We start from the raw sequence: 26,593 nt of genomic DNA, 5'->3' as shown, positions 1-26,593 counted from the left end.
GTGCGACCTGACAGGCTCGTCCCATGGCGAAGCGAGGAGTGCCGGGTCGCATGGGTGGCAGCGAGGAGCGGCCGGCCCGTTTCTTCGCCGATGCCGAGGAGTTCGACGCGTGGCTCGCCGCCCACCACGACACCGAGACCTCCCTGTGGATGGGCCTGCTCCGCAAGCACGTCCCCGACCACGGCCTCACCTGGGCCGAGGCGGTGCCCGTCGCCCTGTGCTGGGGCTGGATCGACTCGGTCGCGCAACGCATCGACGAGGACTCCCGACGCCAGCGCTGGACCCCGCGCAAGCGGACCAGCAACTGGAGCAAGGTCAACCTCGACCTCGTCGAGCGGCTGACCGCCGAGGGACGGATGCAGCCCAGTGGACTGGCGATCTGGGAGCAGCGCCGCGTGGAGCCGGCGCCCTACACCCACGAGGCCGACGGCGAGATCGTCCTGCCCGACGGCTACGCCGCCCAGCTCGCCGCCGACCCCGCCGCCACCGCCTTCTGGGAGGCGGCGACGAAGACCTATCGCAAGGTGTGCTCGAACTGGGTCCTCACCGCCAAGCAGGAGACGACCCGCGATCGCCGCATGGCCCAGCTGGTGGAGGATTCCGCCGCGGGCCAGCTGATTCCCATGCAGCGCTACGGCGAGATCCCGAGGTGGGTCGAGCGGGCTGCGGCGGCGGCCCAGGACGCGTCCGGCTCCACGTAGACCGACGCCCCCATCTCGAGGAACTCCGCCGACTTCTCCTTCATCCCGAGCGCCGCGTCCTCGGGCGAGAGGTCGGCGCCGAACCGGTCACGCACGTCCTGGCTGATCTTCATCGAGCAGAACTTGGGGCCGCACATCGAGCAGAAGTGCGCCGTCTTCGCGTTGTCGGCCGGGAGGGTCTCGTCGTGGAAGGACTCCGCGGTGACCGGGTCGAGGGACAGCGCGAACTGGTCACGCCAGCGGAACTCGAAGCGTGCCTTCGACAGCGCGTCGTCCCAGTCCCGTGCGCCCGGGTGGCCCTTGGCGACGTCGGCCGCGTGGGCGGCGAGCTTGTAGGTGATGACGCCGGTCTTCACGTCGTCGCGGTTCGGCAGGCCCAGGTGCTCCTTGGGCGTGACGTAGCAGAGCATCGCGGTGCCGTGCATCGCGATCGTCGCGGCACCGATCGCCGAGGTGATGTGGTCGTAGCCGGGCGCGATGTCGGTGGCGAGCGGGCCCAGCGTGTAGAACGGCGCCCCGTGGCACCAGTCCTGCTGCAGCCGGACGTTCTCCTCGACCAGGTGCAACGGCACGTGCCCCGGTCCCTCGACCATCACCTGCACGTCGAGCTCCCACGCACGAAGGGTGAGCTCGGCGAGGGTCCGCAGCTCGGCGAACTGCGCCTCGTCGTTGGCATCCGCGGTCGAGCCGGGGCGGAGCCCGTCGCCGAGGGAGAAGCTGACGTCGTACTCACGGAAGATCGCGCAGAGCTCGTCGAAGTGCGTGTAGAGGAAGTTCTCCTCGTGGTGGGCGAGGCACCACCCGGCCATGATCGATCCGCCCCTGCTGACGATTCCGGTCACCCGGCGGGCCGTCATCGGGACGTAGCGGAGCAGTACGCCGGCGTGGATCGTCATGTAGTCGACGCCCTGCTCGCACTGCTCGATGACGGTGTCGCGGAAGATCTCCCAGGTGAGCTTGTCGGCCTCGCCGTTGACCTTCTCGAGTGCCTGGTAGATCGGCACCGTCCCGATCGGGACCGGGCTGTTGCGGATGATCCACTCGCGGGTGGTGTGGATGTCGTCGCCCGTCGAGAGGTCCATGACCGTGTCCGCACCCCACGTGATCGCGTGGGTGAGCTTGTCGACCTCCTCGGCGATCGAGGACGTCACTGCCGAGTTGCCGATGTTGGCGTTGATCTTCACCAGGAAGCGGCGCCCGATGATCATCGGCTCGGACTCGGGGTGGTTGACGTTGACGGGGATGATCGCGCGGCCCGCTGCGACCTCGCTGCGGACCAGCTCCACGTCGCAGCCCTCGCGCTCGGCGACGTAGGCCATCTCCTCGGTGACGACCCCCGCCCGGGCGTAGGCCATCTGGGTCACCGCCGGTCCGGTCGTACGACGCGGGGCACGCCGCCCGCCTCGCCACTCGCCCTCGGCCGCTCCCCGGCGGACCGCGGTCCGGCCGTTGTCGAGCAGCTGGGTCTCGCGGCCGTCGTAGGTCTCGGTGTCCCCGCGTCCCTCGATCCATGCGGACCGCAGTGGCGGCAGCCCGACCTCGGGCTCGGAGCCGGGGCCCTCGGTGCAGTAGCGGTCGAAGGTGTCGCCGTTGGTGAGGGCGACGCGGGTGATCGGGACCTTCAGGTCGCCGATCTCGAGGCGGGTGTGGGCGGGGTGGACGGTCATCGGTTCTCTCCTTGGATGTGAGCGACGGGACCCCGGCCGCGGCCGAGGTCCCAGTTCTTGCCGAGATGGAGCTGGTGTGAGACGTAGGCCGCGGCGCGGTCGGCTGCGGTCGCCGGGTCGGCGCCGAGCGCGAGATGGGCGGCCAGGGCGCTGCTGTGGGTGCACCCGGTGCCGTGGTCGTTGGTCGTCGCGATGTCGCCGCCGCGGGTCACCAGCACGCCGGGTCCCTCGGGGCGTCCGAGCGCGATGAACTCGTCCTCGTTGGGCGTGAGGACACTCGCGAGGGGCAGCAGGTGCTCGCGGTAGGCGGCGACGACCGCGTCGGTGGCCAATGTCGCGCCGGTCGTGGCGCGCAACACCGGGTCGACCACGAGCAGGGGTCGGGTGCCCGGCAACGCCTTCAGTCGGTTGCTCAGACCCACGACCGTCTCGGCGGTGGCGAGCATGCCCGTCTTGATCACGGCGACCGGGAGGTCGGCGAGCACGGCGTCCAGCTGCGCGAGGACCACCTCGGCGGGCACCGGGTGGATCGCGTGGACCGCCGTCGTGTCCTGCACGGTGATCGCGGTGACGACGCAGGCGCCGTGGACGCCCAGCGCGGCGAAGGTGGCCAGGTCGGCGGCGAGTCCCGCTCCCCCGCCGGGGTCGGTCGCGGCGATCGAGACGACGACGGGCGGGTTCACCGGACCGCCTCGATCAGCGCAGCCACCACGGCTGCGGGGTCCTCGGCCCGCATCACCGCACCCATCACCGCAACGCCCCAGGCCCCGGCGCCGCGGGCTGCCGCGGCGTTGTCGGGTGTGATGCCACCGAGGGCGTAGACCGACAGCGGCAGCCCGGTCCAGGCGGTCGGGGGCAGCGGCGGCCCGTGGCCGGGCTTGCTCCGCGTCACGGCGTACGGCGACAGGGTCGCCCACCACGCGCCGTCGACCGCCGAGGCCGTCACGTCGGCGCGACGGTGGCACGAACGGCCCCAGCGGGTCGGGAACCCGGGCGCGGGAGCGGCCGAGGGCAGGTGGACCCCCGAGCAACCGGGCACCGCGCGATGGGCGGCCACCACCTCGAGCCCGGCAGCACGGGCGTGCTCGGCGATTCTCGCGCGCTCGACGTCGGGCAGGTCGAGCTCGCGGAGCAGCACCGTGGTGAGGCCGGCGTCCGCGGAGGCAGCGAGAACCTCGCGCAGGGTGCGGCCGGCGGGGACCTGGGTGCGGTCGGTCAGCACGACGAGTCGCCTGCTCACGAGCCGCTCACCCGACCCGACCGGCCATCGGACTGGACGCGCGGGCCACGTCGCGGCGCGGGATCCGGCCCGCCCGATGGGCCAGGTGTCCGGCCTCCACGCCCAGACGCAGTGCCCGGGCCATCGCCACGGGGTCGTCGGCGCGGGTCACGGCGGTCGCGGCCAGGACGGCGTCACAGCCGAGCTCCATCGCCAGGGCCGCGTCGCTCGCCGTACCGATCCCGGCATCGAGCACCACCGGGACCTCGACCGATGCCCGCAACGCCTCGATCGCGTGCGGGTTGCGGATCCCGAGGCCGGAGCCGATGGGTGAGCCCAGTGGCATCACCGCGGCACACCCGACGTCGACGAGGCGGCGGGCGACGACGGGGTCGTCGCTCGTGTAGGGCAGGACCGTGAACCCTCGACGGACCAGCTGCTCGGCGGCATCCACCAGCTCGACCACGTCGGGCATCAGGGACTCCTCGTCGCCGACCACCTCGAGCTTCACCCAGTCGGTGGCGAGCGCCTCCCTGGCCAGCTCGGCCGTGAGGACGGCCTCGCGGGCGGACAGACATCCGGCGGTGTTGGGCAGCAGCCGCACCCCCGCGGCGCGGAGGCCGGCGAGCAGTCCGCCGTCGGCGAGCGAGGACGTGCGCCTCATCGAGACGGTGACGAGCGCCGGCCTCGCGGCGGCCAGCACCGGCGCGAGCAGGGACAGGTGCGGCAGCCCGCCGGTGCCGAGCAGCAGTCGGGAACCGAAGGTCTCACCCGCGACCTCGAGGTCGGTGCTCATCCGCCCTGCACCGCCGTGACGATCTCGACCACGTCCCCCTCGAGCAGCAACGGCGCCGCCCAGACCGAGCGCGGCAGGACCTCGCCGTTGACGGCGACGGCGACGCCGGGAGGGGCTGGCTCCCCGAGACGGGCGGTCAGCAGGTCGGCGAGCGAGCACGCCGTGGTGCTCACCGCCTCGCCGTTGCAGGTGATGGTCATCGCAGTGCTCCTCGGGGAGGGACGGACGGGACTGAGCGGAAGGACGGGAGGGAGGCGAACCGGCGGGGGTCGACGGCGGGATCCGGGGCCGCGGTCGCCGGCCCGGCCTCGAGGTGGTCGGCCACCAGACGGGCCGTGAGCGGGGCGAGCAGGACGCCGTGGCGGTGGTGTCCGGCCGCGAGCACGACGCCGTCGACCCCACTGGGACCGATCAGCGGCAGCCCGTCGGCGCTCGCCGGACGATCCCGGGCGGTGGCCTCGAGCAGCTCGGCCCGGTCCAGGGCGGGCCACAGCTGGCGGGCCGCAGCGAGCAGGCGCAACGCGCCGCCGGCGGTGACCACGGGCGGGCCGTCGTGCTGCTCCGTGGTGGCGCCGAGGACCAGGCGTCCGTCACCGCGCGGCACGAGGTAGACCGGCACGCCCGCGACCCATCCCCGGACGGTCCGGGCGGGCGGGTCGTCCGAGCGCAGCCGCAGGATCTCGCCGCGCACCCCCGAGACGAGGTGCGTCCACGGCTCGGGCAGCCGGGCGCCGGTCGCGACGACGGTGACGTCGGCACCGGTCGGCACCGGCTGGAGCCGCACCCGCGCGAGCAACGCCGCGCAGACCTCGCGCGGATCCACGCTGGCCTCGTCCGGGAGCAGCGCGCCACCGGCGATCCGCGCCAGGGAGGGCTCGTGCTCCCGCACCCCACCCCGGTCGAGCACGACGGCGTCGCAACCGTGCCGACCGAGCAGCTCCACCTGCCGGTGCACCTGCTGGAGGTCGCCGGCGTCGTACCCGACGAGGAGGGTGCCGCGGCGCTGCAGTCCGACGCCGAGCCGGGCGGCCAGGTCGGGCCACAGCGCGAGGGAGGCAGCGCCCAGCCGCAGCACGTCCTCCTCGCCGTGCCAGACCTCGGCGGCCGGACTGAGCATGCCGGCCGCGGCGTACGACGCCCCGCGAGCGGGTTCCGGGTCGACCACGCCGACGTCGTACCCCCGCCGCTGCAGCTCGTCCGCCACGGTCAGCCCGATGATGCCGGCGCCCAGGACCTCGACCCGCATCAGGCGAGCGCCGCCACGAGTCCCTTCGCTGCTGACACGGGATCGGGATGTCGCCAGATCGCGCCGATCACGGCGACGCCGTGCGCGCCGGCAACCCGCGCCTCGGCGGCGGTGACGGCGTCGAGGCCTCCGATCGCGACGAGCGGCAGCACGCCGGAGGCGTCGGTGATCGAGGCGAGACCGAGGGCTGCGGGCAGGCCCGGCTTGGAGGCCGACGTGCCGATCGGTCCGAACCCGGCGTAGTCGGCGCCGCCCGCCGCCGCAGCGAGGACCTCCTCGCGGGAGCGGCAGGTCGCGCCGATCACCAGTCGCGGCGCGATCCTCCGGGCATCGGCGACCGCGAGGTCGTCGGCACCGAGGTGGACGCCGTCGGCGTCGGACGCCAGCGCCACGTCGAGCCGGTCGTTGACCAGCACCGTCGAGCCGTGGGGACCGACGGCGTCGCGGACGGCACGCACCAACGCCACGAGGTCGCGGGTGCCGAGGTCCTTGGCCCGGACCTGGAAGCCGTCGACGCCTGCGGCCGCGATGGCGGGCAGCAGGGAGAGGTCGTCCAGGTCCGAGACCAGGCAGTGCACGCGTGCCGGGCCGTGCGGTCGCGGGGGGAGCGCAGGAAAAGCAGTCATCTTCGTCCGTTCCTTCGCCGGCATGATCCGGATCAGGTGTGACGGTCGGAGCGGCTGCAGCTCCCTCTCAGCCCGCTGCCGCGGACTCCCGTGGGTGGTCGGAACTCACGCTAGCGCACCGGGGCGGGCAGCCGGTAGGAAGGGACCGGGATGACCGGACGGGAGTCGGGGTAACTCCGGACCAGCCCGCCCGGCCCGCCGGGAGCATCCACCGCCCCTCAGGAGGAAAAATGAGCACCACACCCGAAGAGCCGCTCAGCGACGACGACATGGTGACGACGCCGACGGGCAGCGCACCCCAGCCCGGTGGCGACGCCGACGGGACCGACGGAGGCGACGCGGACGGCACCGACGGCGACGCGACCGACACGACGGACGGCGACACCACGGACTCCGATGGCACGGACAGCGACGGCACCGACTCCGACGCCTCCGACGGCGACGCGAGCGACACCACGGACGGCGACGCGTCCTGACCGTGCCCGACCCCGTGCCCGGCTCTGCGCCCGGCTCTGCGCTCGACCTGCTCAGCGGCGACGCCCAGACCTTCCTGACGAAGGTCTGGGCCTCGCGCGTGCACCTGCACCGCACCGAGCCGGCTCGGCTCGCCGGGCTCCTGTCCCTCGACGACGCCGACACCCTGCTGACCTCCTCGGCCATCCGGACGCCGTCGATCCGGGTCGCTCGTGACGGCGCCGTCCTCCCCGAGTCGGGCTACACCCGCGGCGCCACCCTCGCGGGCAGGCCGCTGACCGGTCTCGTCGACGCGCGCAAGGCCCTGGAGCTCTTCGCCGAGGGCGCGACCGTCGTGTTCCAGGGCGTCCACCGCTACTGGCAGCCGATCACCGATCTCGTCGCCGAGCTGGAGCTCGAGCTCGGCCACCCGTGCCAGGCCAACGCCTACCTCACTCCTCCGGGAGCGCAGGGCTTCGCGGTCCACTCCGACTCCCACGACGTCTTCGTCTTCCAGACTGCCGGTTCCAAGCAGTGGGAGATCCATGGTCCCGACGGCGTCGAGGACGTGCTGCTCGAGCCCGGACTGTCCCTGTACCTGCCCACGGGCACCCCGCACGCGGCCCGCGCCCAGGACACCGTCTCGCTCCACGTCACCCTCGGCATCAACCAGCTCACCTGGCGCGGGTTGCTCGAGCGCAGCGTGGCCGGCGTCCTGGCCGAGATGCCCGACGCGCACCTGCCGGCCGGCCACCTCGAGGAACCGACGCGGCTCACCGCACCCCTGGCCGACCACCTCCAGGACCTCGCGGACCGCGTCCGCGCGCTCGACCCCGATGCCGCCGTCGAGCGCGAGACACGGCGCTTCCTCACCTCGCGCAGCCCACGCCTGGCCGGGGGCCTGCACGACGTGCTCGCCGCCGAGGCGATCGAGGACCACACCCTGCTGCGCCGGCGGACGGGCCACCCGTGTGCACTGATCGCCCACGGCGACCGGCTGGAGGTCCTCCTCGGCGACCGCTCCATCGACGTGCCCGGCCGGCTGCGTCCTGCGCTGGAGGAGCTGCGCCTCCGCCGTACGATCCGCCCGGCCGACCTCGGCGGGCACCTCGATCCGCAGAGCCGGCTGGTGCTCTGCCGCCGCCTCGTCAGGGAAGGCCTCCTCGAGGTCGTCCGGTGACCTCGCGTGACCCGGCCTTCCGGTGCGCCGTCGCGAGCGGCCTGCGCGAGGAGTCCGCAGCCGGCACTGCCTCGACCGTGCGCGCGTTCCTGCTGATCGAGAACACCGGTCCGTGGGGCGCCGACGCACTGCGTGACGCCCGGTTGCCCGACGGTCTGGGCAGCGCTGTGTCCCGCGCCGCCGCAGCAGCCGGCGTCCGGCCGCTGCTGGTCCGCCGCCCGGACCGGACGACCCACGACGCCGGGATCCGGGTGTTCGCCGCGTTCGCCCACCCTGCTCGGCCCTGGCTGGAGAGCACGGTGCTCGCCGACCCGCACCACCTGCTCGAGCTCGACCTGGCGGCACTGGGGCAGGGGCGCTCCCCCGGACTCACGCCGTACGACGGCCGGCTGCTCTGCGTGTGCACGCACGGCCGTCACGACGCGTGCTGTGCGGAGCAGGGTCGCCCGGTGGCCTCGGCGCTCGCTGCGGAGCACCCGGACGCCACCTGGGAGGTCTCCCACATCGGCGGCGACCGGTTCGCGGGCAACCTCCTCGTGCTCCCCGACGGTCTCTACTACGGCCGTATGGACCCGCCCGCCGCGCTCCTGGTGGCGGACGAGCTCGACGCGGGACGACTGGAGCTGGACCACCTGCGGGGACGATCGTCGTACGCGATGCCGGTGCAGTTCGCCGAGATCGCCCTGCGCCGCGAGCTCGGTGAGCGCCGCAGGGATGCCGTTCGCTTCGCGTCGCGGCGACGCGACGGCGAGGTCACGGAGGTGGAGTTCGACGTCGAGGACACCCGCTGGCAGGTGCGGGTGCGCTCCGCCTCCGGCTCCGAGCCGCTCCAGCTCACCTGCCGGGCGACCCGTGACAACCCGGTCCCCACCCACGAGCTGGTCTCCCTCGAGCGGCAGTAGCTCGCCTCAGCCGGCGGCGACGCCGGTCACGACCGGGTGGCCCGCGAGGTGTCGCCGTACGGCGAGCGCGGCCGCTCGGCCCGCACGGTTGCCGCCGATGGTGCTCGCCGACGGCCCGTAGCCGACCAGCTGCACCCGGGGGTCCCGGTCGACCTCCGTGGCGGTCTGCACGTCGGCACCGCTCTGCACCAGGGCGATCCCACCGTGCTCGCTGCGCAGGTGCAACGGGGCGAGGTGGGCGAGCGCCGGACGGAACCCGGTGGCCCACAGGATGACGTCAACCTGCTCGAAGGACCCGTCGGCCCATCGCACGCCGTCCGGTTCGATCCGCGCGAACATCTCGCGACGCCGGTCGTAGGCGCCGAGCCGGGCCGCCTCCTGCTCCTGCGGACGCAGGGCCAGGCCGGTGACGCTCACGACGCTGGCGGGCGGCAGGCCCGCGCGCACGCGTTCCTGGACCAGACCGATCGCTTCGCGGCCGGTCTCCTCGCCGAAGTGGTCACGCCACACCGGCGGGCGCCGGGTCACCCACAGCACCTCGGTGCGCGGAGCGAGCTCGCCGAGGAACTGCACGGCCGAGGCTCCCCCGCCGACGACCAGCACCCGACGGCCGTCGAAGTGCTCCGGGCCGGGGTAGTCGTGGGTGTGCAGCTGCTCGCCCAGGAACGTCGCTGCTCCCGGGTACGCCGGCACGAACGGCTGGGTCCAGGTGCCCGTCGCGTTCACCAGCGTCCGGGTCGTCCAGGTGCGCGCACCGGCTCGCACCTCGAGCAGCTCGCCGCTGGTGACCACGCTCTCGACCCGCACCGGACGTTCCACCGGCAGGGAGTGCTCCGACTCGTAGCGCCCGAACCATGCAGGCAGCACCAGGTTGGCCCGGTCCGCGGAGCCTCCGGGCGCCGCGGCGTCGGGGAGGTCGGCCACACCGTGGACGTCGTTCATCGACAGCGAGTCCCACCGGTGCTGCCACGCGCCACCGGGCGCCTCGTCGGCGTCGAGGAGGACGTGATCGATCCCCAAGCGGGCGAGGTGGTACGACGCCGACAGGCCCGCCTGTCCGGCACCGATCACCACCGCGTCGTAGGTGTGCACGACGGCTGGAACACGGTGAGAGCCAACGCCGATACCGGATCCGGCAGCGATCTGCGTCACCCGTTCGGCACGCGGCACCCTCAGGCAGTAGCCTAAGGGTGACCTGCCGTGACCTCACGCGACCCGAGTCGTTGAGTTCATGGAAGGCTTATTGACTTTCCGCCTTTCGGGCGGGGGGTTCCTTGGGGGGAACTCACACATAGAACTTCAATGGGAATGGGGTCCCAGACCGTGCGCAAGCTCGTCTCTCTTATCGCTTTCGTCCTGATGGGCGCTGGACTGGTGGCCATTCCGGCGACGCCGGCCCACGCTGCCGTCGACGAATGGAACTACTCCGCCAACACTGGCGCGACCTACATCAAGGCGCTCGGCGGTGTGGTGCAGTCCGACCTCACCGCGCAGACCGCCATCGCCGGTGGTGCGCAGGGCTCGCAGAAGAACAGCACCGCTGCGGCCAACGTCGGCACCCTCGTCAGCGTGGGCGCGGCCGAGACCAAGACCACCTCGGTCAAGTCCGGCGGCAACATCGAGCTGACGTCGAACGCCCGCGTGGCCGGTGTCAACCTGCTCAACGGCCTGATCAAGATCGACGCCGTCGAGACCACCGTCACCACGACCGGCAAGCCTGACGGCACGTCGTCGCACGTCGCCAACACCAAGCTGGCCGGCATCAAGATCCTCGGCATCAACCTGCCGCTGGACATCCCGAAGAACTACGGCGTCAACATCCCGGGAGTCGCGGCGATCAGCCTCAACTTCTCGGCGCACGCCGGCACCCAGGAGCTCTCCGCCACCCGCGGCTGGGCCGTGGCCGTGCAGCTGCTCAAGGCACAGAACGGCTTCGACGCCGGCACCACGATCGTGCTGAACCCGGTCAACCACTACCTGCAGGAGGCGGTCCCGGCCGACAACGCTCCTCGCCTCGGTGGCTTCACCTACGCCAGCCGCATCTCGGCCAAGGTCGGCACGCAGATCAACGTCGTCTCCGACCCGACCGCCTTCGTCGCCACGCCGTTCAACGGCAGCAACGGCAACGAGCTGCGCAACACGACCGCGACGATCAGCCTCCCGGGCATCGCCACGGTCGGCGCGATCACCTCGACGAGCACCTCCAAGCGTGACCCCAACGGTGACGCCGAGATCGTCAACGCCAACAGGACTGCCAAGATCAACGTCCTCGGCGGTCTGATCAAGGCCGACGCGATCCAGGTCGAGGCCACGGGCAAGCTCGTCAACGGTGTCTGGACCCAGTCGCTGAAGATGACGACGCTCAACCTCGTCGTCGCCGGCATCCAGCTCCCGGTCAACGTGTCGCCGAACACCGCGATCGACGTGCTGGGCCTCGGCAAGGTCGAGCTCAACAAGCAGGCCGTGGCGCCCGGATCCAAGGCCAACCGCATCGACGGCCTGAAGATCACCCTCGACACCGCTCAGGCAGGCCTTCCGGTCGGCGCGGTCATCGAGTTCGCCATCGCGGGAACGCTGATCACCACCAGCTGACCGCACAGCATCATCGGTGGGGGCCGGGTCGCACAGCGACCCGGCCCCCACTGCTTTTCCCGAACAGAGATATCCTCGTTGCTCGTGGCTGAAGCAGAGTTCCGGTACTCCGACCTCCTCCCGATCGGCAAGGACGACACTCCTTACCGCCTGATCACCTCCGAGGGGGTCGAGACGGTCGAGGGACCGGACGGGACCACCTTCCTCAAGGTGGACCCGGAGGCCATCCAGCGCCTGACGGCCGAGGCGATGCACGACATCAGCCACTACCTGCGCCCGGCCCACCTCGCCCAGCTCCGCAAGATCATCGACGACCCGGAGGCGTCCGGGAACGACCGCTTCGTCGCCCTCGACCTGCTCAAGAACGTCAACATCTCCGCCGGCGGTGTGCTGCCGATGTGCCAGGACACCGGCACGGCGATCGTGATGGGCAAGAAGTCCGAGGGTGTCCTGACCGGCGCCGACGACGCCGAGTGGGTCAGCAAGGGTGTCTACGACGCCTACACGAAGCTCAACCTGCGCTACAGCCAGCTCGCCCCCCTGACGACGTACGACGAGAAGAACACCGGCACCAACCTGCCCGCCCAGATCGAGCTCTACTCGACGGCCCAGGGCGAGAAGGGCCCGGAGTACAAGTTCCTCTTCATGGCCAAGGGCGGCGGCTCGGCCAACAAGTCCTTCCTGTTCCAGGAGACCAAGGCCGTCCTGAACCCCAAGCGGATGCTGGAGTTCCTCGACGAGAAGATCCGCTCCCTCGGCACGGCCGCGTGCCCGCCGTACCACCTCGCGGTGGTCATCGGCGGCACGTCGGCGGAGTTCGCGCTGAAGACCGCGAAGTACGCCTCGGCGCACTACCTCGACAACCTGCCGACCGAGGGCTCGATGAGTGCCCACGGCTTCCGCGACCTCGATCTGGAGGAGGAGGTCTTCAAGCTGACCCAGTCCTTCGGCATCGGCGCCCAGTTCGGCGGCAAGTACTTCTGCCACGACGTCCGGGTCGTGCGGCTCCCCCGCCACGGTGCCTCCTGTCCGGTGGCGATCGCGGTGTCCTGCTCGGCCGACCGCCAGGCGCTGGGCAAGATCACCAGCGAGGGCGTCTTCCTCGAGCAGCTCGAGATGGACCCCGCGCAGTACATGCCCGACGCCGGCGTGGCCGAGGACATCACGGGCGGCGAGGTCGTCGAGGTCGACCTCAACCAGCCGATGAGCGAGATCCTCGCCCAGCTCTCGCAGTACCCCGTCAAGACGCGGCTCTCCCTCACCGGACCGCTCGTGGTCGCCCGGGACATCGCGCACGCGAAGATCCAGGAGCGCCTCGACGCCGGCGAGGAGATGCCGGAGTACCTCAAGAACCACCCGGTCTACTACGCCGGACCGGCCAAGACCCCCGAGGGCATGGCGTCCGGGTCGTTCGGGCCGACCACCGCCGGCCGGATGGACTCCTACGTCAAGACCTTCCAGGCTGCCGGCGGCTCGATGGTGATGCTCGCCAAGGGCAACCGCAGCAAGCAGGTCACCGAGGCGTGCGGCGAGTACGGCGGCTTCTACCTCGGCTCGATCGGCGGACCTGCCGCCCGTCTGGCCCAGGACTGCATCCGGAGCCAGGAGGTCATCGAGTACCCCGAGCTCGGCATGGAGGCGGTCTGGAAGATCGAGGTCGAGAACTTCCCCGCGTTCATCGTCGTGGACGACAAGGGCAACGACTTCTTCACCGATCCGGGTGGGACCGTCACCGTCCCGCTGAGCTCGATCGTGGGGCAGGGACTCCGGGTGCGCTCCGCGGAGTGAGCCGGCCGGCGCGCCGGTCGGCGTCGGGACGTCATACGAAGTGGTCCCCCAAGCAGCCAGATCGCATGACATCCACCGGATGCTGACCGAACCCCACGGGAACCCGCAGCCACCGTGGTCCGTTCTCCAGTCATGCGTTGTCCTGTGGACGAGACCACCCTCGTGATGAGTGACCGGAACGGCATCGAGATCGACTACTGCCCGCAGTGCCGGGGCGTGTGGCTCGACCGTGGCGAGCTCGACAAGATCATCGACCGCTCGGTCGGTCAGGCTCCGCCTGCGCCGCAGGCGCCCCAGGCTCCCCAGCAGGGCTATGACCGGTACGACGGTGGGCGCCGCGACGACCGAGGCGGCCACGACCGCGATCGCGACCACTACAAGAAGCGTCGCAAGGAGAGCTGGCTCTCCGAGCTGTTCGACTGACCGGGCGCCACGATGGACCTCGGCGACGTCCCCTGGGGCGTGGCCGTCGTCAGCGGCGGCGAGATCACCACGTCGAGCCACCGCCTGCCCGATGACGGCGACGTGGAGATCGGCTCGGTCTCCAAGGGCGTGACCGGGCTCGTGTACTGCGATGCCCTCACGCGGGGCAGCGTGTCGCCCGAGGACCGGCTCGCACTGCACCTGCCCCTCGACGGCTGCCCGGCCGGCGAAGTGACCCTGGGCGCGCTGGCCCAGCACCGCTCGGGGCTGCCCCGGCTGCCGGCGGTGCCCGACATGGCACGCCGGTCGTGGGGACTGTGGCGCCACCGGGCGAACCCGTACGGCGACACGCTCGCCGAGCTGCTGGAGCAGACGCGCGCGACGAAGCTGGGGCGGCCCCGGGCTTCGTACTCGAATCTGGGGTTCGAGCTGCTCGGCCATGCGGTCGCGGCGGCCGAGGGCACCACCTATGCCGACCTCGTGCGCACGCGGATCGCGGACCCGCTCGGCCTGGACAGCTGGTACGTCCCCGCCTCAGCAGCCGAGCTGTCCCCCCGTGCGGTCGCCGGGACCGCACGAGGCCGGGGCGCCGAGGCCTGGACAGGGGAAGCCCTGGGTCCTGCGGGTGGGATCAGGTCGACCCTGGCCGACCTGGGCACCTTCGCTGCCGCGCTCCTCGACGGGACGGTCCCGGGGAGTGACGCCCTGGAGCCGACCACGAGCTTCGCCGGGCCGGCCGTGAGGATCGGCGCCGCCTGGCTCACCACCGAGGTCCGCGGGCACGTCCTCACCTGGCACAACGGCGGCACCGGTGGCTGGCGCTCCTGGCTGGGAGTGGACCGCGAAGCCGCCCGGGCCGCCGTCGTGGTCCGGGCCACCACGCGATCCGTCGACCGGATCGGCGTCGACCTGCTCACCCGGTGATGTCGCGCCCGATCAGTCGGCGCGCGACGATCCACTGCTGCAGCTCGTTGGCGCCCTCGAAGATCTCCAGGATCTTCGCGTCGCGGTACATCTCCTCCAGCCGCACCGACTCGCCCGTCTCCCCCACCTGGCGGGAGAAGCCGAGCGCGCCGTGGACCTGGATCGCCTCGCGCACCAGGTCGTTGGCCAGCCGGGTGCCGTAGGCCTTGGCCATCGCAGCCTCCGGCTCGGCTGTCTGGTCGCCGCGGTCGAGCAGCATCGCTGCCTTCTGGTAGAGGCTGCGCGCGCACTCGATCTCGGTGGCCCGATGCGCCATCACGAACTGCCAGTGCTGCATCGCACCGAGCGGACGACCGAACACCTCGCGGGTCTGCAGCCGGTGGACGGCCAGGTCGAGGGCGGCCTGGGCCACCCCCACGCCGGCGGCGCCGATCCCGATCCGGCCGCGCACCAGTGCGGTGAGGGCGACGGCCATGCCCCGGCCCTGCTCGCCGAGCAGGTTCTCGCGGGGAACGTGCACGTCCTCCAGGATGATGTCGGCGGTGATCTGGCCGCGGTGGCCCATCTTGAGGTCAGGAGTGCCGATCCGGACCCCCGGGCTGCTCAGGTCGATCAGCAGCATGTGCGCGCGGTCGCCGTCGCGACCGGCCCGCACCAGGATCGAGACCCAGCCGGCGACGACGCTGTTGGTGATCCAGCGCTTGCGGCCGTTGACCACGAAGCCGTCGGGCGTCTCCTCCGCCCACGTCTGCAGGCGCGAGGCCGTCAGGTCCGAACTGGTCTCCGGCTCGGTGGTCGCGAAGGCGAAGGCCTGCTCCCCGCTCACCAGGTCCGGGACCAACCGGTCACGGAGTGCGGGCTGCGCGAAGGCGAGCGTCGCGGGCACGAGGATGCACTGGCCGTCGTACACGCCGGCCATCGAGGAGGACTCGTAGGCGATCTCCTCCGCGACCGTGCAGACGCCGAGCATCGGGTGCTCGACGCCCTCGAACGGCACCGCGAAGAGGCCCTCGGAGGCCAGGCCGCGGAACGCCTGCCACGGGAAGCTGTCCGCCGACTCCTCCCGGGCGCCGATCTCGCGGGCCACCGGTGCGAGATGGGTCGCGACCGCCGCCCGCGCCCGCTGGCGCAGGGCGATGGTCTCCTCCGGCAGGAAGATGTCGTGGGTCATCCGGTCCTGGGTGCGCGGGACGGTCATGGCGGTCTCCTCGTAATCTGACAATCGTACGATTCTAGAATAATCGTACGGACGTCAGTTTCGCTAGGGTGGCGTCGTGGAGATCGGTGAGACCAAGGCGGCGCGGACCCGCCGACGCATCCTGGAGGCGTCCGCACACGAGTTCGCGCTGCACGGGTACGGCGGCGCCAGCCTCCGCCGGATCGCCGATGCCGCCGACCTCAAGGTCGGCAGCCTCGCCTTCCACTTCCCCAGCAAGGACGACCTCGTCGCCGCCACGCTGGCCGAGGGCGTCGACTCGGCGCGCGCCGCCCTCGAGGAGGCGATCGCCGCCGTACCCGACGACGCCTCCCCCGCCGATCACCTGCGTGCCGCGGTGATCGGCCACCTGGCAGCCCTGCACGCCAGCGACGACCGCGCCGCTGCCGTCGTCCGGATGGTGGAGACGCTGCCGCCGCACCTCCGAGCCGCCCACGTGGAGCACGAGCGAGGCTTCGGGCGCGTCTGGCTCTCCGTGCTCGAGCGCGGACGCGAGGCCGGCGTCGTGCGCGGCGACGTCGACCTGCGGGTGCTGCGCAACCTGGTCGTCGGTGCCCTCAACAGCACCTCGACCACCAGCCCGGCAGCCGCGCCGGACCTCGAGGCCGTCACCGGGGCCCTCGTCGTGCTCCTCGCGCCGCGCTAACGTCGATGTCGTGAGCAGCGACGACTTCCGTATCGAGCACGACTCCATGGGCGAGGTCCGGGTGCCCGCCGATGCGTTGTGGCAGGCCCAGACCCAACGCGCGGTCGAGAACTTCCCGATCAGCGGCACCCCGATCGAGCCCGCCCTGGTCCACGCCCTGGGCGCGGTGAAGGCGGCGGCAGCACGCGCCAACAGTGAGCTCGGCGTCCTCCCGGCCGAGCTGGCCGCGGCCGTGTCGAGCGCGGCAGCCGCCGTGGCCGGCGGGGAGCACGACGCCGAGTTCCCCATCGACGTGTTCCAGACCGGTTCCGGCACCAGCTCCAACATGAACGCCAACGAGGTGATCGCCTCGCTGGCCGCCCGCGCCGGCGTCACCGTGCACCCCAACGACCACGTCAACGCGAGCCAGTCGAGCAACGACGTCTTCCCGACCGCGATCCACGTCGCGGCCACGTCCTCCGTCGTCAACGACCTGCTGCCCGCCCTCGACGTCCTGGCGGCCTCGCTGGAGGCGAAGTCGGTCGAGTTCGCCGACCTGGTGAAATCCGGTCGCACGCACCTGATGGACGCCACCCCGGTGACCCTGGGCCAGGAGTTCGGCGGGTACGCCGCCACCGTGCGCTACGGCGCCGAGCGACTCGAGTCCGTGCTGCCGCGGGTCCGGGAGCTGCCGCTGGGCGGCACCGCCGTCGGCACGGGCATCAACACCCCGCCCGGGTTCGCCGCGGCGGCCATCACCGCCCTCTCCGAGGCCTCCGGCCAGCCGTTCACCGAGGCCCGCAACCACTTCGAGGCGCAGGGCACCCGCGACTCCCTGGTCGAGCTGAGCGGCGTGCTGCGCACCATCGCCGTCGGACTCACCAAGATCTGCAACGACCTGCGCTGGATGGGGTCGGGACCCACGACCGGCCTGGCCGAGATCCACCTGCCCGACCTGCAGCCCGGCTCCTCGATCATGCCCGGCAAGGTGAACCCGGTCCTGCCCGAGGCGACGCTGATGGTCTGCATGCAGGTGATCGGCAACGATGCCGCGGTCACCGTCGCCGGGGCGAGTGGCTCCTTCGAGCTCAACGTCGCGATGCCGGTGATCGCGCGCAACCTGCTCGAGTCGGTCCGACTGCTCTCGACGGCGTCCACGACGCTGGCTCGCCGCTGCGTCGACGGCATCAGCGCCGATGCCGAGCGGATGCTGCGCTACGCCGCGTCCTCACCGTCGGTGGTGACGCCGCTGAACAAGTACCTCGGCTACGAAGCCGCGGCCAAGGTCGCCAAGCAGGCGCTCGCCGACGGAGCGACGATCCGCGAGACCGTGCTGGAGATGGGGTACGTCGAGCGCGGCGAGCTCACCCTCGACCAGCTCGACGCGGCGCTGGACCTGGCCTCGATGACCCGGCCCTGAGGACTACTTCTTCTTGCCGGCGATCCCCTCGGCGACGGGGATCAGCACGATCGCGGCGATCACGGCGACCACGAAGCCCAGGAAGTCCAGCTCGTCGAGGCTGCCCGTGCCGAGCAGCGTGGCCACGATGCCCCCGACGAGCGCGGCGACCAGGCCCACGCCGACCGTCGCGCCCATGCTGAGCCCTGACCGGCCGGGACGGAGCACACGCGCGAGGACACCGATGACGACGCCGATGAGGAGGAAGCCCAGGATCTGGATCATGTCCCCATCACACACCCGGCCGGGGGCAGTGTCCATCGCGCCGCGCCGCTCCGCGACGATGGTGTCCGACGGCACCCCCGGACCACCAGGCAGGCCATGACCGAGCTCCTCACCTCCCTCGTCGACGGGCAGGGTCGCCCCGTCACCGTCGACGGCACCACCCTGGCCTCCGCCGACCTGCTGGGCGCCGCGGCCGCGCTGGCCGCCCCGCTCGCCGGACGGACCCGGGTCGCCGTCCACGCGACGGCCACGATGGAGACCGTCGTGGCGATCGTGGGGGCACTCCTGGCGGGCACGACCGTCGTCCCGGTGCCACCGGACTCCGGGGCCGCCGAGCTGCGCCACCTGCTCGACGACAGCTCGCCTGACTGCTGGCTGGGACCGCAACCTCCGGCCACCCACGGCCTCGAGCACCTCGCCGTGGACCTGGGCGCGCGGGCGTCGTACACACCGGCGGAGATCGCGCCGGACGACCTCGCCTTCGTCCTCTACACCTCCGGCACGACCGGCCTGCCCAAGGGCGTCCTGGTGCCGCACGCTGCTCTCGCCGCCGACCTGGACGGTCTCGCGGACGCGTGGGACTGGACGGCCGACGACGTGCTCGCCCACGGCCTGCCGCTCTTCCACGTGCACGGCCTCGTGCTCGGCGTCCTCGGTCCGCTCCGCGTCGGCAGCGGACTCCACCACGTGGGCCGACCGAGCCCCGAGGCGTACGCCGCCGCCGCCCACGCCGGCGCCACCCTGTTCTTCGGCGTCCCCACCGTGTGGAGCCGGATCGCGGAGTCCCCCGAGCACGCCGCGGCGCTGCGCGATGCCCGCCTGCTCGTCTCGGGCAGCGCCGCCCTCCCGGTCCCGGTCTTCAACCGTCTGCGGGACCTGACGGGCCGTGAGGTGGCCGAGCGCTACGGCATGAGCGAGTCCCTGATCACCGTCGCGACCCGCGCGGACGGGCGCCGCGAAGCCGGCTGGGTCGGCGTGCCGATCGCCGGCACCCAGACCCGGCTGCGCGACGAGCACGACCAGCCCGTGCCCCACGACGGCGAGACCGTCGGCCAGCTGGAGGTGCGCGGTCCGACCCTCTTCGCGGGCTACCTGAACCGGCCCGAGGCGACCGCCGAGGTCTGGACCCCTGACGGCTGGTTCCGCACCGGTGACGTCGCCTGCATCGCCGCCGACGGGCGCCACCGGATCGTCGGACGCGCCTCGATCGACCTGATCAAGTCCGGCGGCTACCGGATCGGGGCCGGTGAGGTCGAGTCCACCCTCCTGGGCCACCCCGCGGTCGCCGAGTGCGCCGTCGTCCCTCGCCCCGACGACGACCTCGGCCAGCGGATCGTGGCCTACGTCGTGCTTCGCGCCGACCGCCCCGACGGCCCCGACGGCCCCGACGGCATGGACGAGCCGTCCCTCGCCGAGGACCTCACGACGTACGTCAGCACGGAGCTCGCCGCCCACAAGCGCCCCCGCGAGGTCCGCTTCGTCGCCTCGCTGCCCCGCAACGAGATGGGCAAGGTCCAGAAGTCCCGGCTGCTCGAGTAGCGGCCCGAGCTCAGTACCAGTTGTGGGACTCGGAGTGTCCCCACGCAGCACACGGGCTGCCGTACCGCGCCTGGATGTAGCCCAGGCCCCAGCGGATCTGCGTGGCGGGGTTGGTGGCCCAGTCGGCGCCGGCCGACGACATCTTGGAGCCGGGCAGGGCCTGCGGGATGCCGTAGGCGCTGGAGGTGGGGTTGTCGGCGTTCCAGCGCCAGTTCGACTCGCGGGTCCACAGCGAGTCGAGGCAGCCGAACTGGCTCGCGGAGAAGCCGAACTCGCTGAACAGCGCCTTGGCGATGTCCTTGGGGTCGGAGTCGGAGAGCTTGCGCTGGTCGGTCATCGCGGCGCTGGCGGTCTCGTCGAGGCCGGCGGTCTTGGCGGGGTCGGCCTCAGGGCGCCGGTCTGCTCGGGACACGACGGCGTCGCGCTCGGCGGTGACCTGCGGGTCGAGCTGCCCGGCGGCGGCCAGGGTCTCGGCGTCGACGCTGGCGGCAGGCGGGGTCGTGTCGTTGCCGAGGATGCCGGCGGCCACCGACACTCCGGTCACGGCGACAGCGACCGAGGACAGGACCACGACGTTGCGGGCGGCCCGACGGGGCGCCTCGGCGATGTGGGCGTGCTTCGGGGCTCCGCGGTGCTTCGGCGCAGGCTTCGCGTGCTTCGACAAGGGCTCGTTTCCGGGCTCGACTGCGGTGGGCGTGGTCGCCTCCCAACCGGGCCCGACGCCGTTGTCATCACCTCTGGCGACCAGGTTCCACCATGCCTGACCCATTCGCACCGTGCAAACCGAACCGCCAGATTGGTCGCCACCTTCCGATCACTTCTGTCACACCCACACCACGGGTTGCATGCGCCACGCGCTCCGGGATTCCGTCCCGACCTAGGGTGGGCCCATGAGCCGGATCTTCACCAGCAGTGTCGCCTCCGTCCACGTGCACTACGTGAACAAGGTGGAGCGCAAGGGACGGACCCGGGCCGAGCTCGACGAGGCGATCTGCTGGCTGACCGGGTACGACGCCGCCGAGCTCGAGCAGCACCTCGCCGCGGAGACGACCTTCGAGGACTTCTTCGCCCGGGCGCGACTCAACCCGCACGCCACGCTGATCACCGGGGTGGTCTGCGGCGTGCGGGTCGAGGATGTCGAGGATCCGCTGATGCAGAAGATCCGCTACCTGGACAAGCTCGTCGACGAGCTCGCCCGGGGCAAGGCACTGACCAAGGTGCTGCGCACCCCGGCCTGAGCCTCACACGACGACGCTCTCCAGCATCTCGGTCACCAGCGCCGCGATGGGCGAGCGCTCGGACCGGGTGAGGGTGACGTGAGCGAACAGCGGGTGCCCCTTGAGCTTCTCGACGACCGCGACCACGCCGTCGTGGCGGCCGACGCGCAGGTTGTCGCGCTGGGCCACGTCGTGGGTGAGCACGACCTTGGAGTTGGCGCCGATGCGGGAGAGCACGGTCAGCAGGACGTTGCGCTCGAGGGACTGGGCCTCGTCGACGATCACGAACGAGTCGTGGAGCGAGCGTCCCCGGATGTGGGTGAGCGGCAGGACCTCCAGCATGCCCCGGGCGAGGATCTCCTCGACCACCTCGCGCGAGGTCAGGGCGCCGAGGGTGTCGAAGACGGCCTGTCCCCAGGGCGACATCTTCTCCGACTCCGAGCCGGGGAGGTAGCCGAGCTCTTGGCCACCGACGGCGAACAGGGGCCGGAAGACGACGACCTTCTTGTGCTGCTGACGCTCCATGACGGCTTCGAGGCCGGCACACAGGGCGAGGGCCGACTTGCCGGTGCCCGCGCGCCCGCCGAGGGAGACGATGCCGACCTCGGGGTCGAGGAGCAGCTCGAGCGCGATCCGCTGCTCGGCGCTGCGTCCGTGGATGCCGAACGCCTCCCGGTCACCCCGCACCAGGTGGACCTGCTTGTCCGGTCCGACCCGGCCCAGCCCCGTACCGCGCTCGGACAGCATCACCAGGCCCGTGTGACAGGGCAGGTCGCGGGCCTCGGCGAGGTCGAGCGTGCCGTCGTCGTACAGCTCGTCCAGGTGGTCCGCGGAGACGTCGATCTCGGTCATCCCGGAGTAGCCGGTGTCGGAGTCGCTGATGGACTCACCGCGGTAGTCCTCGGCCGCGAGTCCGACGGCGGAGGCCTTGATCCGCATCGGGAGGTCCTTGGACACCAGCGTGACGTCGTGCATCTCGTCGGCCAGGTTGCGTGCCACGGCCAGGATCCGGGTGTCGTTGTCGCCCAGACGGAAGCCGGAGGGCAGCGAGGATGCGTCGGTGTGGTTCAGCTCGACGCGGACGCTGCCGCCCTCGTCCCCGACGGGCACGGGGGTGTCGAGGCGGCCGTGGCTGACCCGCATCTCGTCCAGCGCGCGCAGCGCACTGCGGGCGAAGTAGCCGAGCTCCGGGTGGTGCCGCTTGGCCTCGAGCTCGGTGATCACGACCACCGGCAGGACGACCTCGTGCTCGGCGAAGCGCCGCAGAGCCCCGGGATCGGCCAGGAGCACGCTGGTGTCCAGGACGTAGGTACGACGCTGCGTGCTGGGCTGGTCCTTGGTGTTCGACACGATTCACCTCACCGGACCGCACGCGCCCCAAGGGGCCGCCCGGCCCTATCCCTTGGAGTAGTGGACCGGGGTGCTCATTCGCGACTGCATCACGTCGGGCCTCCCGATGTGGCCGGCTTCCCCACCTGCCACTGATCGGAAAGTACGCCTCCCCGGGGTCTCGGAAGGAGGACACGCCCGAACGCGTGTGTGAACTTCACATTGCCGTCACACGCGGCGGTACAGCAGGTCGGCGATGGTGCGGTCCTTGGCCAGGCCCTTGCGCTCGAACTTGGTGACCGGCCGCTCCGCCCAGCGCTCGACCGCTCCCCCCTCGAGCAGGGGCTCGGCGTCGAGCACCTCGACGATCTGCTCCGCGTAGTGCTCCCAGTCGGTCGCGAGGCGCCACGCCGCGCCCGGCGCGAGCCGGGAGGCGATCAGGCGGGCGTTCTCCTCGTTGACCAGGCGCCGCTTGTGGTGGCGGGTCTTGTGCCACGGGTCGGGGAAGAAGGTCCAGAGCTCGGCGAGGGCCTGCTCGGCGACGAGGTGCTCGAGGGTCCAGACCGCGTCCACGCTGCAGAAGCGCACGTTGGTCGCACCGGCCTCACCGACGCGCCACATGCCCTCTGCGACGCCCGGCACCCAGACCTCCAGCGACAGCACGTTGACCTCGGGCCGCGCAGCGGCCAGGGCTGCGGTGGCCTCACCGACCCCGCCGCCGATCTCGACCACCATCGGTGCCTCCCGGCCGAACCAGTCGGCCCACGCGAACCCGGGGGCGTCGACCGCCTCGTCGGGGATGACCCACTGCTCGGCGTACGCCTCCCAGCCGCGCTGCTGGCGCGGGGTGTTCAACCGGCTGCCCCGACGGGCGTAGGTCAGCACCTCACGCACCGTGCGACCGTCGTCGTTGAGGTTCTGGTGGGGGCGTGCGGGGCGGACACCCTCGTGCTGCTGGTCGTTCACCCGGCCATTCTCCCGACGGATCGCGTCGACCCAAAAAGCAGGAAGCCCCGCGGCCCGAAGGCTGCGGGGCTACCCGATGAAGCAGGTCAGATCACTTGGTGATCTTGGTGACCCGGCCGGCGCCGACGGTGCGGCCACCCTCACGGATCGCGAACTTCAGACCCTCGTCCATGGCGATGGGCTGGATCAGCTCAACGGCCATGTCCGTGTTGTCGCCCGGCATGACCATCTCCGTGCCCTCGGGGAGGGTGACGACGCCGGTGACGTCGGTCGTACGGAAGTAGAACTGCGGGCGGTAGTTGTTGAAGAACGGCGTGTGACGGCCGCCCTCCTCCTTCGACAGGATGTAGACCGAGGCGTCGAAGTTCGTGTGCGGGGTGGTGGTGCCCGGCTTCACGACGACCATGCCGCGCTCGACGTCCTCGCGCTTGGTTCCACGCAGGAGCAGACCGACGTTCTCGCCAGCCTGGCCCTCGTCGAGGAGCTTGCGGAACATCTCGACACCGGTGACCGTCGACTTGAGCGAGGTCTCGCGGATGCCGATGATCTCGACCTCCTCGTTGACCTTGACGATGCCGCGCTCGATACGACCGGTGATGACGGTTCCACGACCGGTGATCGTGAAGACGTCCTCGACGGGCATGAGGAACGGCTTGTCGACCTCACGCTCGGGCTGCGGGATGCTCTCGTCAACGGCGTCGAGCAGCTCGAGAACCGAGTTGCCCCACTTCTCGTCGCCCTGCAGCGCCGGGAAGGCGGCAACGCGGACGACCGGGATGTCGTCGCCCGGGTAGTCGTACTCGGAGAGGAGCTCGCGCACCTCCATCTCGACGAGCTCGATGAGCTCCTCGTCGTCGACCATGTCGCACTTGTTGAGCGCCACGACCAGGGCCGGCACGCCGACCTGGCGGGCGAGCAGCACGTGCTCGCGGGTCTGCGGCATCGGACCGTCGGTCGCGGCAACCACCAGGATCGCGCCGTCCATCTGCGCAGCACCGGTGATCATGTTCTTGATGTAGTCCGCGTGACCGGGGCAGTCGACGTGCGCGTAGTGGCGCGCCTCGGTCTGGTACTCGATGTGCGCGATCGAGATCGTGATACCGCGCTGACGCTCTTCGGGGGCCTTGTCGATCTGGTCGAACGCCGAGGCCTCGTTGAGGTTGGGGTACTTGTCGTGCAGGACCTTCGAGATCGCCGCGGTCAGCGTGGTCTTGCCGTGGTCGATGTGACCGATGGTGCCGATGTTGACGTGCGGCTTGGTCCGCTCGAACTTGGCCTTAGCCATTGCTGGCTCCTCCTGGGATTGTTACTTGACTCGTACTGGGTTGGGTGGTGCGCCGAGGGCGGCGGAAAGCAGTCGGAAGACTACTCGCCACGAACCTTCTTGATGATCTCGTCGGCGATGTTCGTGGGAACCTCGGCGTACGAGTCAAACTCCATCGAGTACGAAGCCTGGCCAGAGGTCTTGGACCTCAGGTCACCAACGTACCCGAACATCTCGGACAGCGGCACGAGGGCTGCCACGACGATGTCGCCGTGACGCTCCTCCTGTGCACGGATCTGGCCGCGACGGCTGTTGATGTCTCCGATCACCGTACCGAGGAAGCCCTCGGGGGTGGTGACCTCGACGGCGAACATCGGCTCGAGCAGGCACGGCTTCGCCTTGCGAGCGGCCTCCTTGAACGACTGGATGCCGGCGATCTTGAACGCGAGCTCGGACGAGTCGACGTCGTGGTAGGCGCCGTCCTCGAGGGAGAACTTCACGTCGACCATCGGGTAGCCGGCGAGGACGCCGAACTCCATGGCCTCCTGGCCGCCGTTGTCGACGGACGGGATGTACTCGCGGGGAACGCGTCCACCCGAGACGTTGTTGGCGAACTCGTAGCCTGCGCCGAGGCCGGTCTCCGGGTCGATGTTCGGCTCGAGGGAGATGACGACCTTCGCGAACTGGCCCGACCCACCGGTCTGCTTCTTGTGGGTGTAGCTGTGGTTCATGACGGCCGCGCGGATGGTCTCGCGGTAGGCGACCTGCGGCTTGCCGACGGTGGCCTCGACCTTGAACTCGCGCTTCATGCGGTCCACGAGGATCTCCAGGTGGAGCTCGCCCATGCCGGAGATGATGGTCTGGCCGGTCTCCTCGTCGGTCTTGACGACGAAGGTCGGGTCCTCCTCGGCGAGACGCCCGATGGCGACGCCGAGCTTCTCCTGGTCAGCCTTGGTCTTCGGCTCGATGGCCACCGAGATCACGGGCGCCGGGAAGGTCATCGACTCGAGCACGACCTGCTTGGACGAGTCCGAGAGGGTGTGACCGGTGCGGGTGTCCTTGAGGCCCATGACGGCCACGATCTGGCCAGCACCGACCGAGGCGATCTCCTCACGCTTGTTGGCGTGCATCTGGTAGACCTTGCCGATCCGCTCCTTGCGGCCGTTGCTCGTGTTGAGCACGGTGCCACCGGCCTCGAGCTTGCCCGAGTAGACGCGGACGAAGGTCAGCTTGCCGAGGTGCGGGTCAGCGGCGATCTTGAACGCAAGCGCGGCGAGGGGCTCCTCGGACGACGGCTTGCGGACGATCTCGTTCTCGGGGGTCTCCTCGGAGTTCGGCTTGTGGCCGACGATGCCGTCCACGTCGAGCGGCGAGGGGAGGTAGTCGACGATCGCGTCGAGCAGGGGCTGCACGCCCTTGTTCTTGAACGCGGTGCCGGTGAGGATCGGGTTGACCTTGTCGGCCAGGGTCGCGCGACGGATGGCGGCCTTGAGGGTCGGCACGTCGAAGACGTCGCCGTCCTCGAGGTAGACCTCCATGATCTCGTCGTCGGCCTCGGCGAGGGTCTCGACGAACTTCTCGCGGTACTCGGCGGCCTTGTCGGCCATGTCCGCGGGAATCTCCTCGACGACGTAGTCCTCGCCCTGCTCGGTCTCGCCACGCCACACCTTGGCGTTCATCTCGACCAGGTCGACGATGCCGATGAAGTCACCCTCGGCGCCGATCGGGAGCTGGAGCACCAGCGGGGTGGAGTTGAGCTTGGCGACGATGGAGTCGACGACGCGGTAGAAGTCGGCGCCGGTCCGGTCGAGCTTGTTGACGAAGCACATGCGCGGCACGGAGTACTTGTTGGCCTGGCGCCACACGGTCATGGTCTGCGGCTCGACGCCGGCCACGCCGTCGAACACCGCGACGGCACCGTCGAGGACGCGCAGCGAGCGCTCGACCTCGACCGTGAAGTCGACGTGTCCGGGGGTGTCGATGATGTTGATCTGGTGCTTCTTCCACCAGCAGGTCGTCGCGGCCGACGTGATCGTGATGCCGCGCTCCTGCTCCTGCTCCATCCAGTCCATCGTGGCGCCGCCATCGTGGACTTCACCGATCTTGTACGTGATGCCGGTGTAGAACAGGATGCGCTCGGTGGTGGTGGTCTTGCCGGCGTCGATGTGCGCCATGATGCCGATGTTGCGGACGGCGTTGAGGTCCGTCGTGATGTCGACTGCCACGTGAGTCAGCG

27 protein-coding genes and 1 riboswitch are annotated in these 26,593 nt (G+C 71.1%); of the genes, 12 read left to right on the top strand and 15 right to left on the bottom strand.

All coding sequences use genetic code 11. The features are described from left to right. Positions 1-23: 23 nt before the first annotated feature. Entirely contained in the window at positions 24-701 is a 678-nt protein-coding gene (locus ASE01_RS07700; RefSeq protein WP_082605951.1) for a YdeI/OmpD-associated family protein, read from the top strand. Here ASE01_RS07700 and thiC read toward each other — a convergent pair. The 7 genes from thiC to ASE01_RS07665 all read right to left on the bottom strand — a co-directional run bounded on the left by thiC (position 632) and on the right by ASE01_RS07665 (position 6,255). Beyond that, a complete protein-coding gene (gene thiC, locus ASE01_RS07695) occupies positions 632-2,368 on the bottom strand; it encodes a phosphomethylpyrimidine synthase ThiC (protein ID WP_056749594.1) in 1,737 nt (578 codons plus the stop codon). The two genes, ASE01_RS07700 and thiC, sit on opposite strands and share 70 nt — an antisense overlap. Then, the gene (locus tag ASE01_RS07690; RefSeq protein ID WP_056749593.1) at positions 2,365-3,051 is read right to left on the bottom strand and encodes a bifunctional hydroxymethylpyrimidine kinase/phosphomethylpyrimidine kinase; all 687 of its coding nucleotides are present in this window, start codon (positions 3,049-3,051) and stop codon (positions 2,365-2,367) included. Before ASE01_RS07690 ends, thiC begins: the two co-directional genes overlap by 4 nt. Further along, a complete protein-coding gene (locus ASE01_RS07685; RefSeq protein WP_056749592.1) occupies positions 3,048-3,608 on the bottom strand; it encodes a thiamine phosphate synthase in 561 nt (186 codons plus the stop codon). Before ASE01_RS07685 ends, ASE01_RS07690 begins: the two co-directional genes overlap by 4 nt. A gap of 7 nt (positions 3,609-3,615) precedes the next feature. Next, the gene (locus ASE01_RS07680; protein ID WP_056749591.1) at positions 3,616-4,383 is read right to left on the bottom strand and encodes a thiazole synthase; all 768 of its coding nucleotides are present in this window, start codon (positions 4,381-4,383) and stop codon (positions 3,616-3,618) included. Next, positions 4,380-4,583 carry a sulfur carrier protein ThiS gene (gene thiS / locus ASE01_RS07675; RefSeq protein ID WP_056749590.1) on the bottom strand — a complete coding sequence of 68 codons (204 nt, stop codon included), beginning with the start codon at positions 4,581-4,583 and terminating at the stop codon, positions 4,380-4,382. Before thiS ends, ASE01_RS07680 begins: the two co-directional genes overlap by 4 nt. Next, complete coding sequence (locus ASE01_RS07670) at positions 4,580-5,629, bottom strand: FAD-dependent oxidoreductase (protein WP_056749589.1); 1,050 nt, start codon at positions 5,627-5,629, stop codon at positions 4,580-4,582. The genes thiS and ASE01_RS07670 overlap by 4 nt, the downstream gene beginning before the upstream one ends. Next, positions 5,629-6,255, bottom strand: a complete 627-nt coding sequence (locus ASE01_RS07665; RefSeq protein WP_082605950.1) for a thiamine phosphate synthase — start codon at positions 6,253-6,255, stop codon at positions 5,629-5,631. Before ASE01_RS07665 ends, ASE01_RS07670 begins: the two co-directional genes overlap by 1 nt. Then, positions 6,247-6,357, bottom strand: a riboswitch (TPP riboswitch). It overlaps the preceding gene by 9 nt. Positions 6,358-6,485: 128 nt before the next feature. Between ASE01_RS07665 and ASE01_RS07660 the strand changes: the two genes are divergently transcribed. The 3 genes from ASE01_RS07660 to ASE01_RS07650 are packed head-to-tail and all read left to right on the top strand — an operon-like array spanning position 6,486 to position 8,790. Beyond that, the gene (locus ASE01_RS07660; RefSeq protein WP_056749587.1) at positions 6,486-6,731 is read left to right on the top strand and encodes a hypothetical protein; all 246 of its coding nucleotides are present in this window, start codon (positions 6,486-6,488) and stop codon (positions 6,729-6,731) included. 2 nt (positions 6,732-6,733) lie between these two features. After that, entirely contained in the window at positions 6,734-7,888 is a 1,155-nt protein-coding gene (locus tag ASE01_RS07655; RefSeq protein ID WP_235535909.1) for a cupin domain-containing protein, read from the top strand. Then, positions 7,885-8,790 carry a sucrase ferredoxin gene (locus ASE01_RS07650; protein WP_056749585.1) on the top strand — a complete coding sequence of 302 codons (906 nt, stop codon included), beginning with the start codon at positions 7,885-7,887 and terminating at the stop codon, positions 8,788-8,790. The genes ASE01_RS07655 and ASE01_RS07650 overlap by 4 nt, the downstream gene beginning before the upstream one ends. Positions 8,791-8,796: 6 nt before the next feature. On the opposite strand, the gene ASE01_RS07645 is transcribed toward ASE01_RS07650, so the two are convergent. Next, entirely contained in the window at positions 8,797-9,882 is a 1,086-nt protein-coding gene (locus ASE01_RS07645; protein WP_056749584.1) for an FAD-dependent oxidoreductase, read from the bottom strand. A gap of 267 nt (positions 9,883-10,149) precedes the next feature. Here ASE01_RS07645 and ASE01_RS07640 point away from each other — a divergent pair, with 267 nt between their 5' ends. From ASE01_RS07640 to ASE01_RS07625, 4 genes are all read left to right on the top strand, one after another. Beyond that, entirely contained in the window at positions 10,150-11,382 is a 1,233-nt protein-coding gene (locus ASE01_RS07640; RefSeq protein ID WP_162260279.1) for a choice-of-anchor P family protein, read from the top strand. Between the two features lie 84 nt (positions 11,383-11,466). Continuing rightward, the gene (locus ASE01_RS07635) at positions 11,467-13,170 is read left to right on the top strand and encodes a fumarate hydratase (protein WP_056749582.1); all 1,704 of its coding nucleotides are present in this window, start codon (positions 11,467-11,469) and stop codon (positions 13,168-13,170) included. A 132-nt stretch (positions 13,171-13,302) separates the two neighbouring features. After that, the gene (locus ASE01_RS07630; RefSeq protein ID WP_056749581.1) at positions 13,303-13,593 is read left to right on the top strand and encodes a zf-TFIIB domain-containing protein; all 291 of its coding nucleotides are present in this window, start codon (positions 13,303-13,305) and stop codon (positions 13,591-13,593) included. A gap of 12 nt (positions 13,594-13,605) precedes the next feature. Then, a complete protein-coding gene (locus tag ASE01_RS07625) occupies positions 13,606-14,517 on the top strand; it encodes a serine hydrolase domain-containing protein (RefSeq protein WP_157537153.1) in 912 nt (303 codons plus the stop codon). Here ASE01_RS07625 and ASE01_RS07620 read toward each other — a convergent pair. Next, positions 14,507-15,715 carry an acyl-CoA dehydrogenase family protein gene (locus ASE01_RS07620; RefSeq protein WP_056749580.1) on the bottom strand — a complete coding sequence of 403 codons (1,209 nt, stop codon included), beginning with the start codon at positions 15,713-15,715 and terminating at the stop codon, positions 14,507-14,509. The genes ASE01_RS07625 and ASE01_RS07620 overlap by 11 nt on opposite strands. Before the next feature lie 76 nt (positions 15,716-15,791). Here ASE01_RS07620 and ASE01_RS07615 point away from each other — a divergent pair, with 76 nt between their 5' ends. Together ASE01_RS07615 and ASE01_RS07610 are read left to right on the top strand one after the other, a co-directional pair. Beyond that, entirely contained in the window at positions 15,792-16,379 is a 588-nt protein-coding gene (locus ASE01_RS07615) for a TetR/AcrR family transcriptional regulator (protein WP_056749579.1), read from the top strand. Between the two features lie 10 nt (positions 16,380-16,389). Beyond that, positions 16,390-17,778 carry a class II fumarate hydratase gene (locus ASE01_RS07610; RefSeq protein WP_200958778.1) on the top strand — a complete coding sequence of 463 codons (1,389 nt, stop codon included), beginning with the start codon at positions 16,390-16,392 and terminating at the stop codon, positions 17,776-17,778. A gap of 3 nt (positions 17,779-17,781) precedes the next feature. Here ASE01_RS07610 and ASE01_RS07605 read toward each other — a convergent pair whose 3' ends face one another. Continuing rightward, positions 17,782-18,042 (bottom strand): GlsB/YeaQ/YmgE family stress response membrane protein, encoded by a 261-nt coding sequence (locus tag ASE01_RS07605; RefSeq protein WP_235535907.1) that lies wholly within the window; start codon positions 18,040-18,042, stop codon positions 17,782-17,784. Between the two features lie 96 nt (positions 18,043-18,138). Between ASE01_RS07605 and ASE01_RS07600 the strand changes: the two genes are divergently transcribed. Then, the gene (locus ASE01_RS07600) at positions 18,139-19,581 is read left to right on the top strand and encodes an acyl-CoA synthetase (RefSeq protein ID WP_056749578.1); all 1,443 of its coding nucleotides are present in this window, start codon (positions 18,139-18,141) and stop codon (positions 19,579-19,581) included. A 10-nt stretch (positions 19,582-19,591) separates the two neighbouring features. Here the strand turns inward: ASE01_RS07600 and ASE01_RS07595 are convergent, their stop codons facing one another. Continuing rightward, positions 19,592-20,245: a hypothetical protein gene (locus ASE01_RS07595; RefSeq protein WP_056750096.1), complete on the bottom strand. Its 654-nt coding sequence runs from the start codon at positions 20,243-20,245 to the stop codon at positions 19,592-19,594. 226 nt (positions 20,246-20,471) lie between these two features. Here ASE01_RS07595 and ASE01_RS07590 point away from each other — a divergent pair, with 226 nt between their 5' ends. After that, positions 20,472-20,819, top strand: a complete 348-nt coding sequence (locus tag ASE01_RS07590; protein WP_056749577.1) for a DUF2200 domain-containing protein — start codon at positions 20,472-20,474, stop codon at positions 20,817-20,819. A gap of 3 nt (positions 20,820-20,822) precedes the next feature. Here the strand turns inward: ASE01_RS07590 and ASE01_RS07585 are convergent, their stop codons facing one another. From ASE01_RS07585 to fusA, 4 genes are all read right to left on the bottom strand, one after another. After that, positions 20,823-22,148, bottom strand: coding sequence for a PhoH family protein (locus ASE01_RS07585; RefSeq protein WP_200958777.1), 1,326 nt, complete (start codon positions 22,146-22,148; stop codon positions 20,823-20,825). Between the two features lie 207 nt (positions 22,149-22,355). Then, positions 22,356-23,093 (bottom strand): tRNA (guanosine(46)-N7)-methyltransferase TrmB, encoded by a 738-nt coding sequence (gene trmB / locus ASE01_RS07580; RefSeq protein WP_056749575.1) that lies wholly within the window; start codon positions 23,091-23,093, stop codon positions 22,356-22,358. A gap of 91 nt (positions 23,094-23,184) precedes the next feature. Then, complete coding sequence (gene tuf / locus ASE01_RS07575) at positions 23,185-24,378, bottom strand: elongation factor Tu (protein WP_056749574.1); 1,194 nt, start codon at positions 24,376-24,378, stop codon at positions 23,185-23,187. A gap of 80 nt (positions 24,379-24,458) precedes the next feature. Then, on the bottom strand, positions 24,459-26,531 hold the full coding sequence (fusA, locus tag ASE01_RS07570) for an elongation factor G (protein WP_235535936.1): 2,073 nt from the start codon (positions 26,529-26,531) through the stop codon (positions 24,459-24,461). Positions 26,532-26,593 lie beyond the last annotated feature (62 nt).

Origin of the sequence: Nocardioides sp. Root190, assembly GCF_001428565.1 — a bacterium.
GTDB lineage: Bacteria > Actinomycetota > Actinomycetes > Propionibacteriales > Nocardioidaceae > Nocardioides.
The sequence above is the reverse complement of the archived record's forward strand: the minus strand, read 5'-3'. Positions and strand labels throughout refer to the sequence as shown.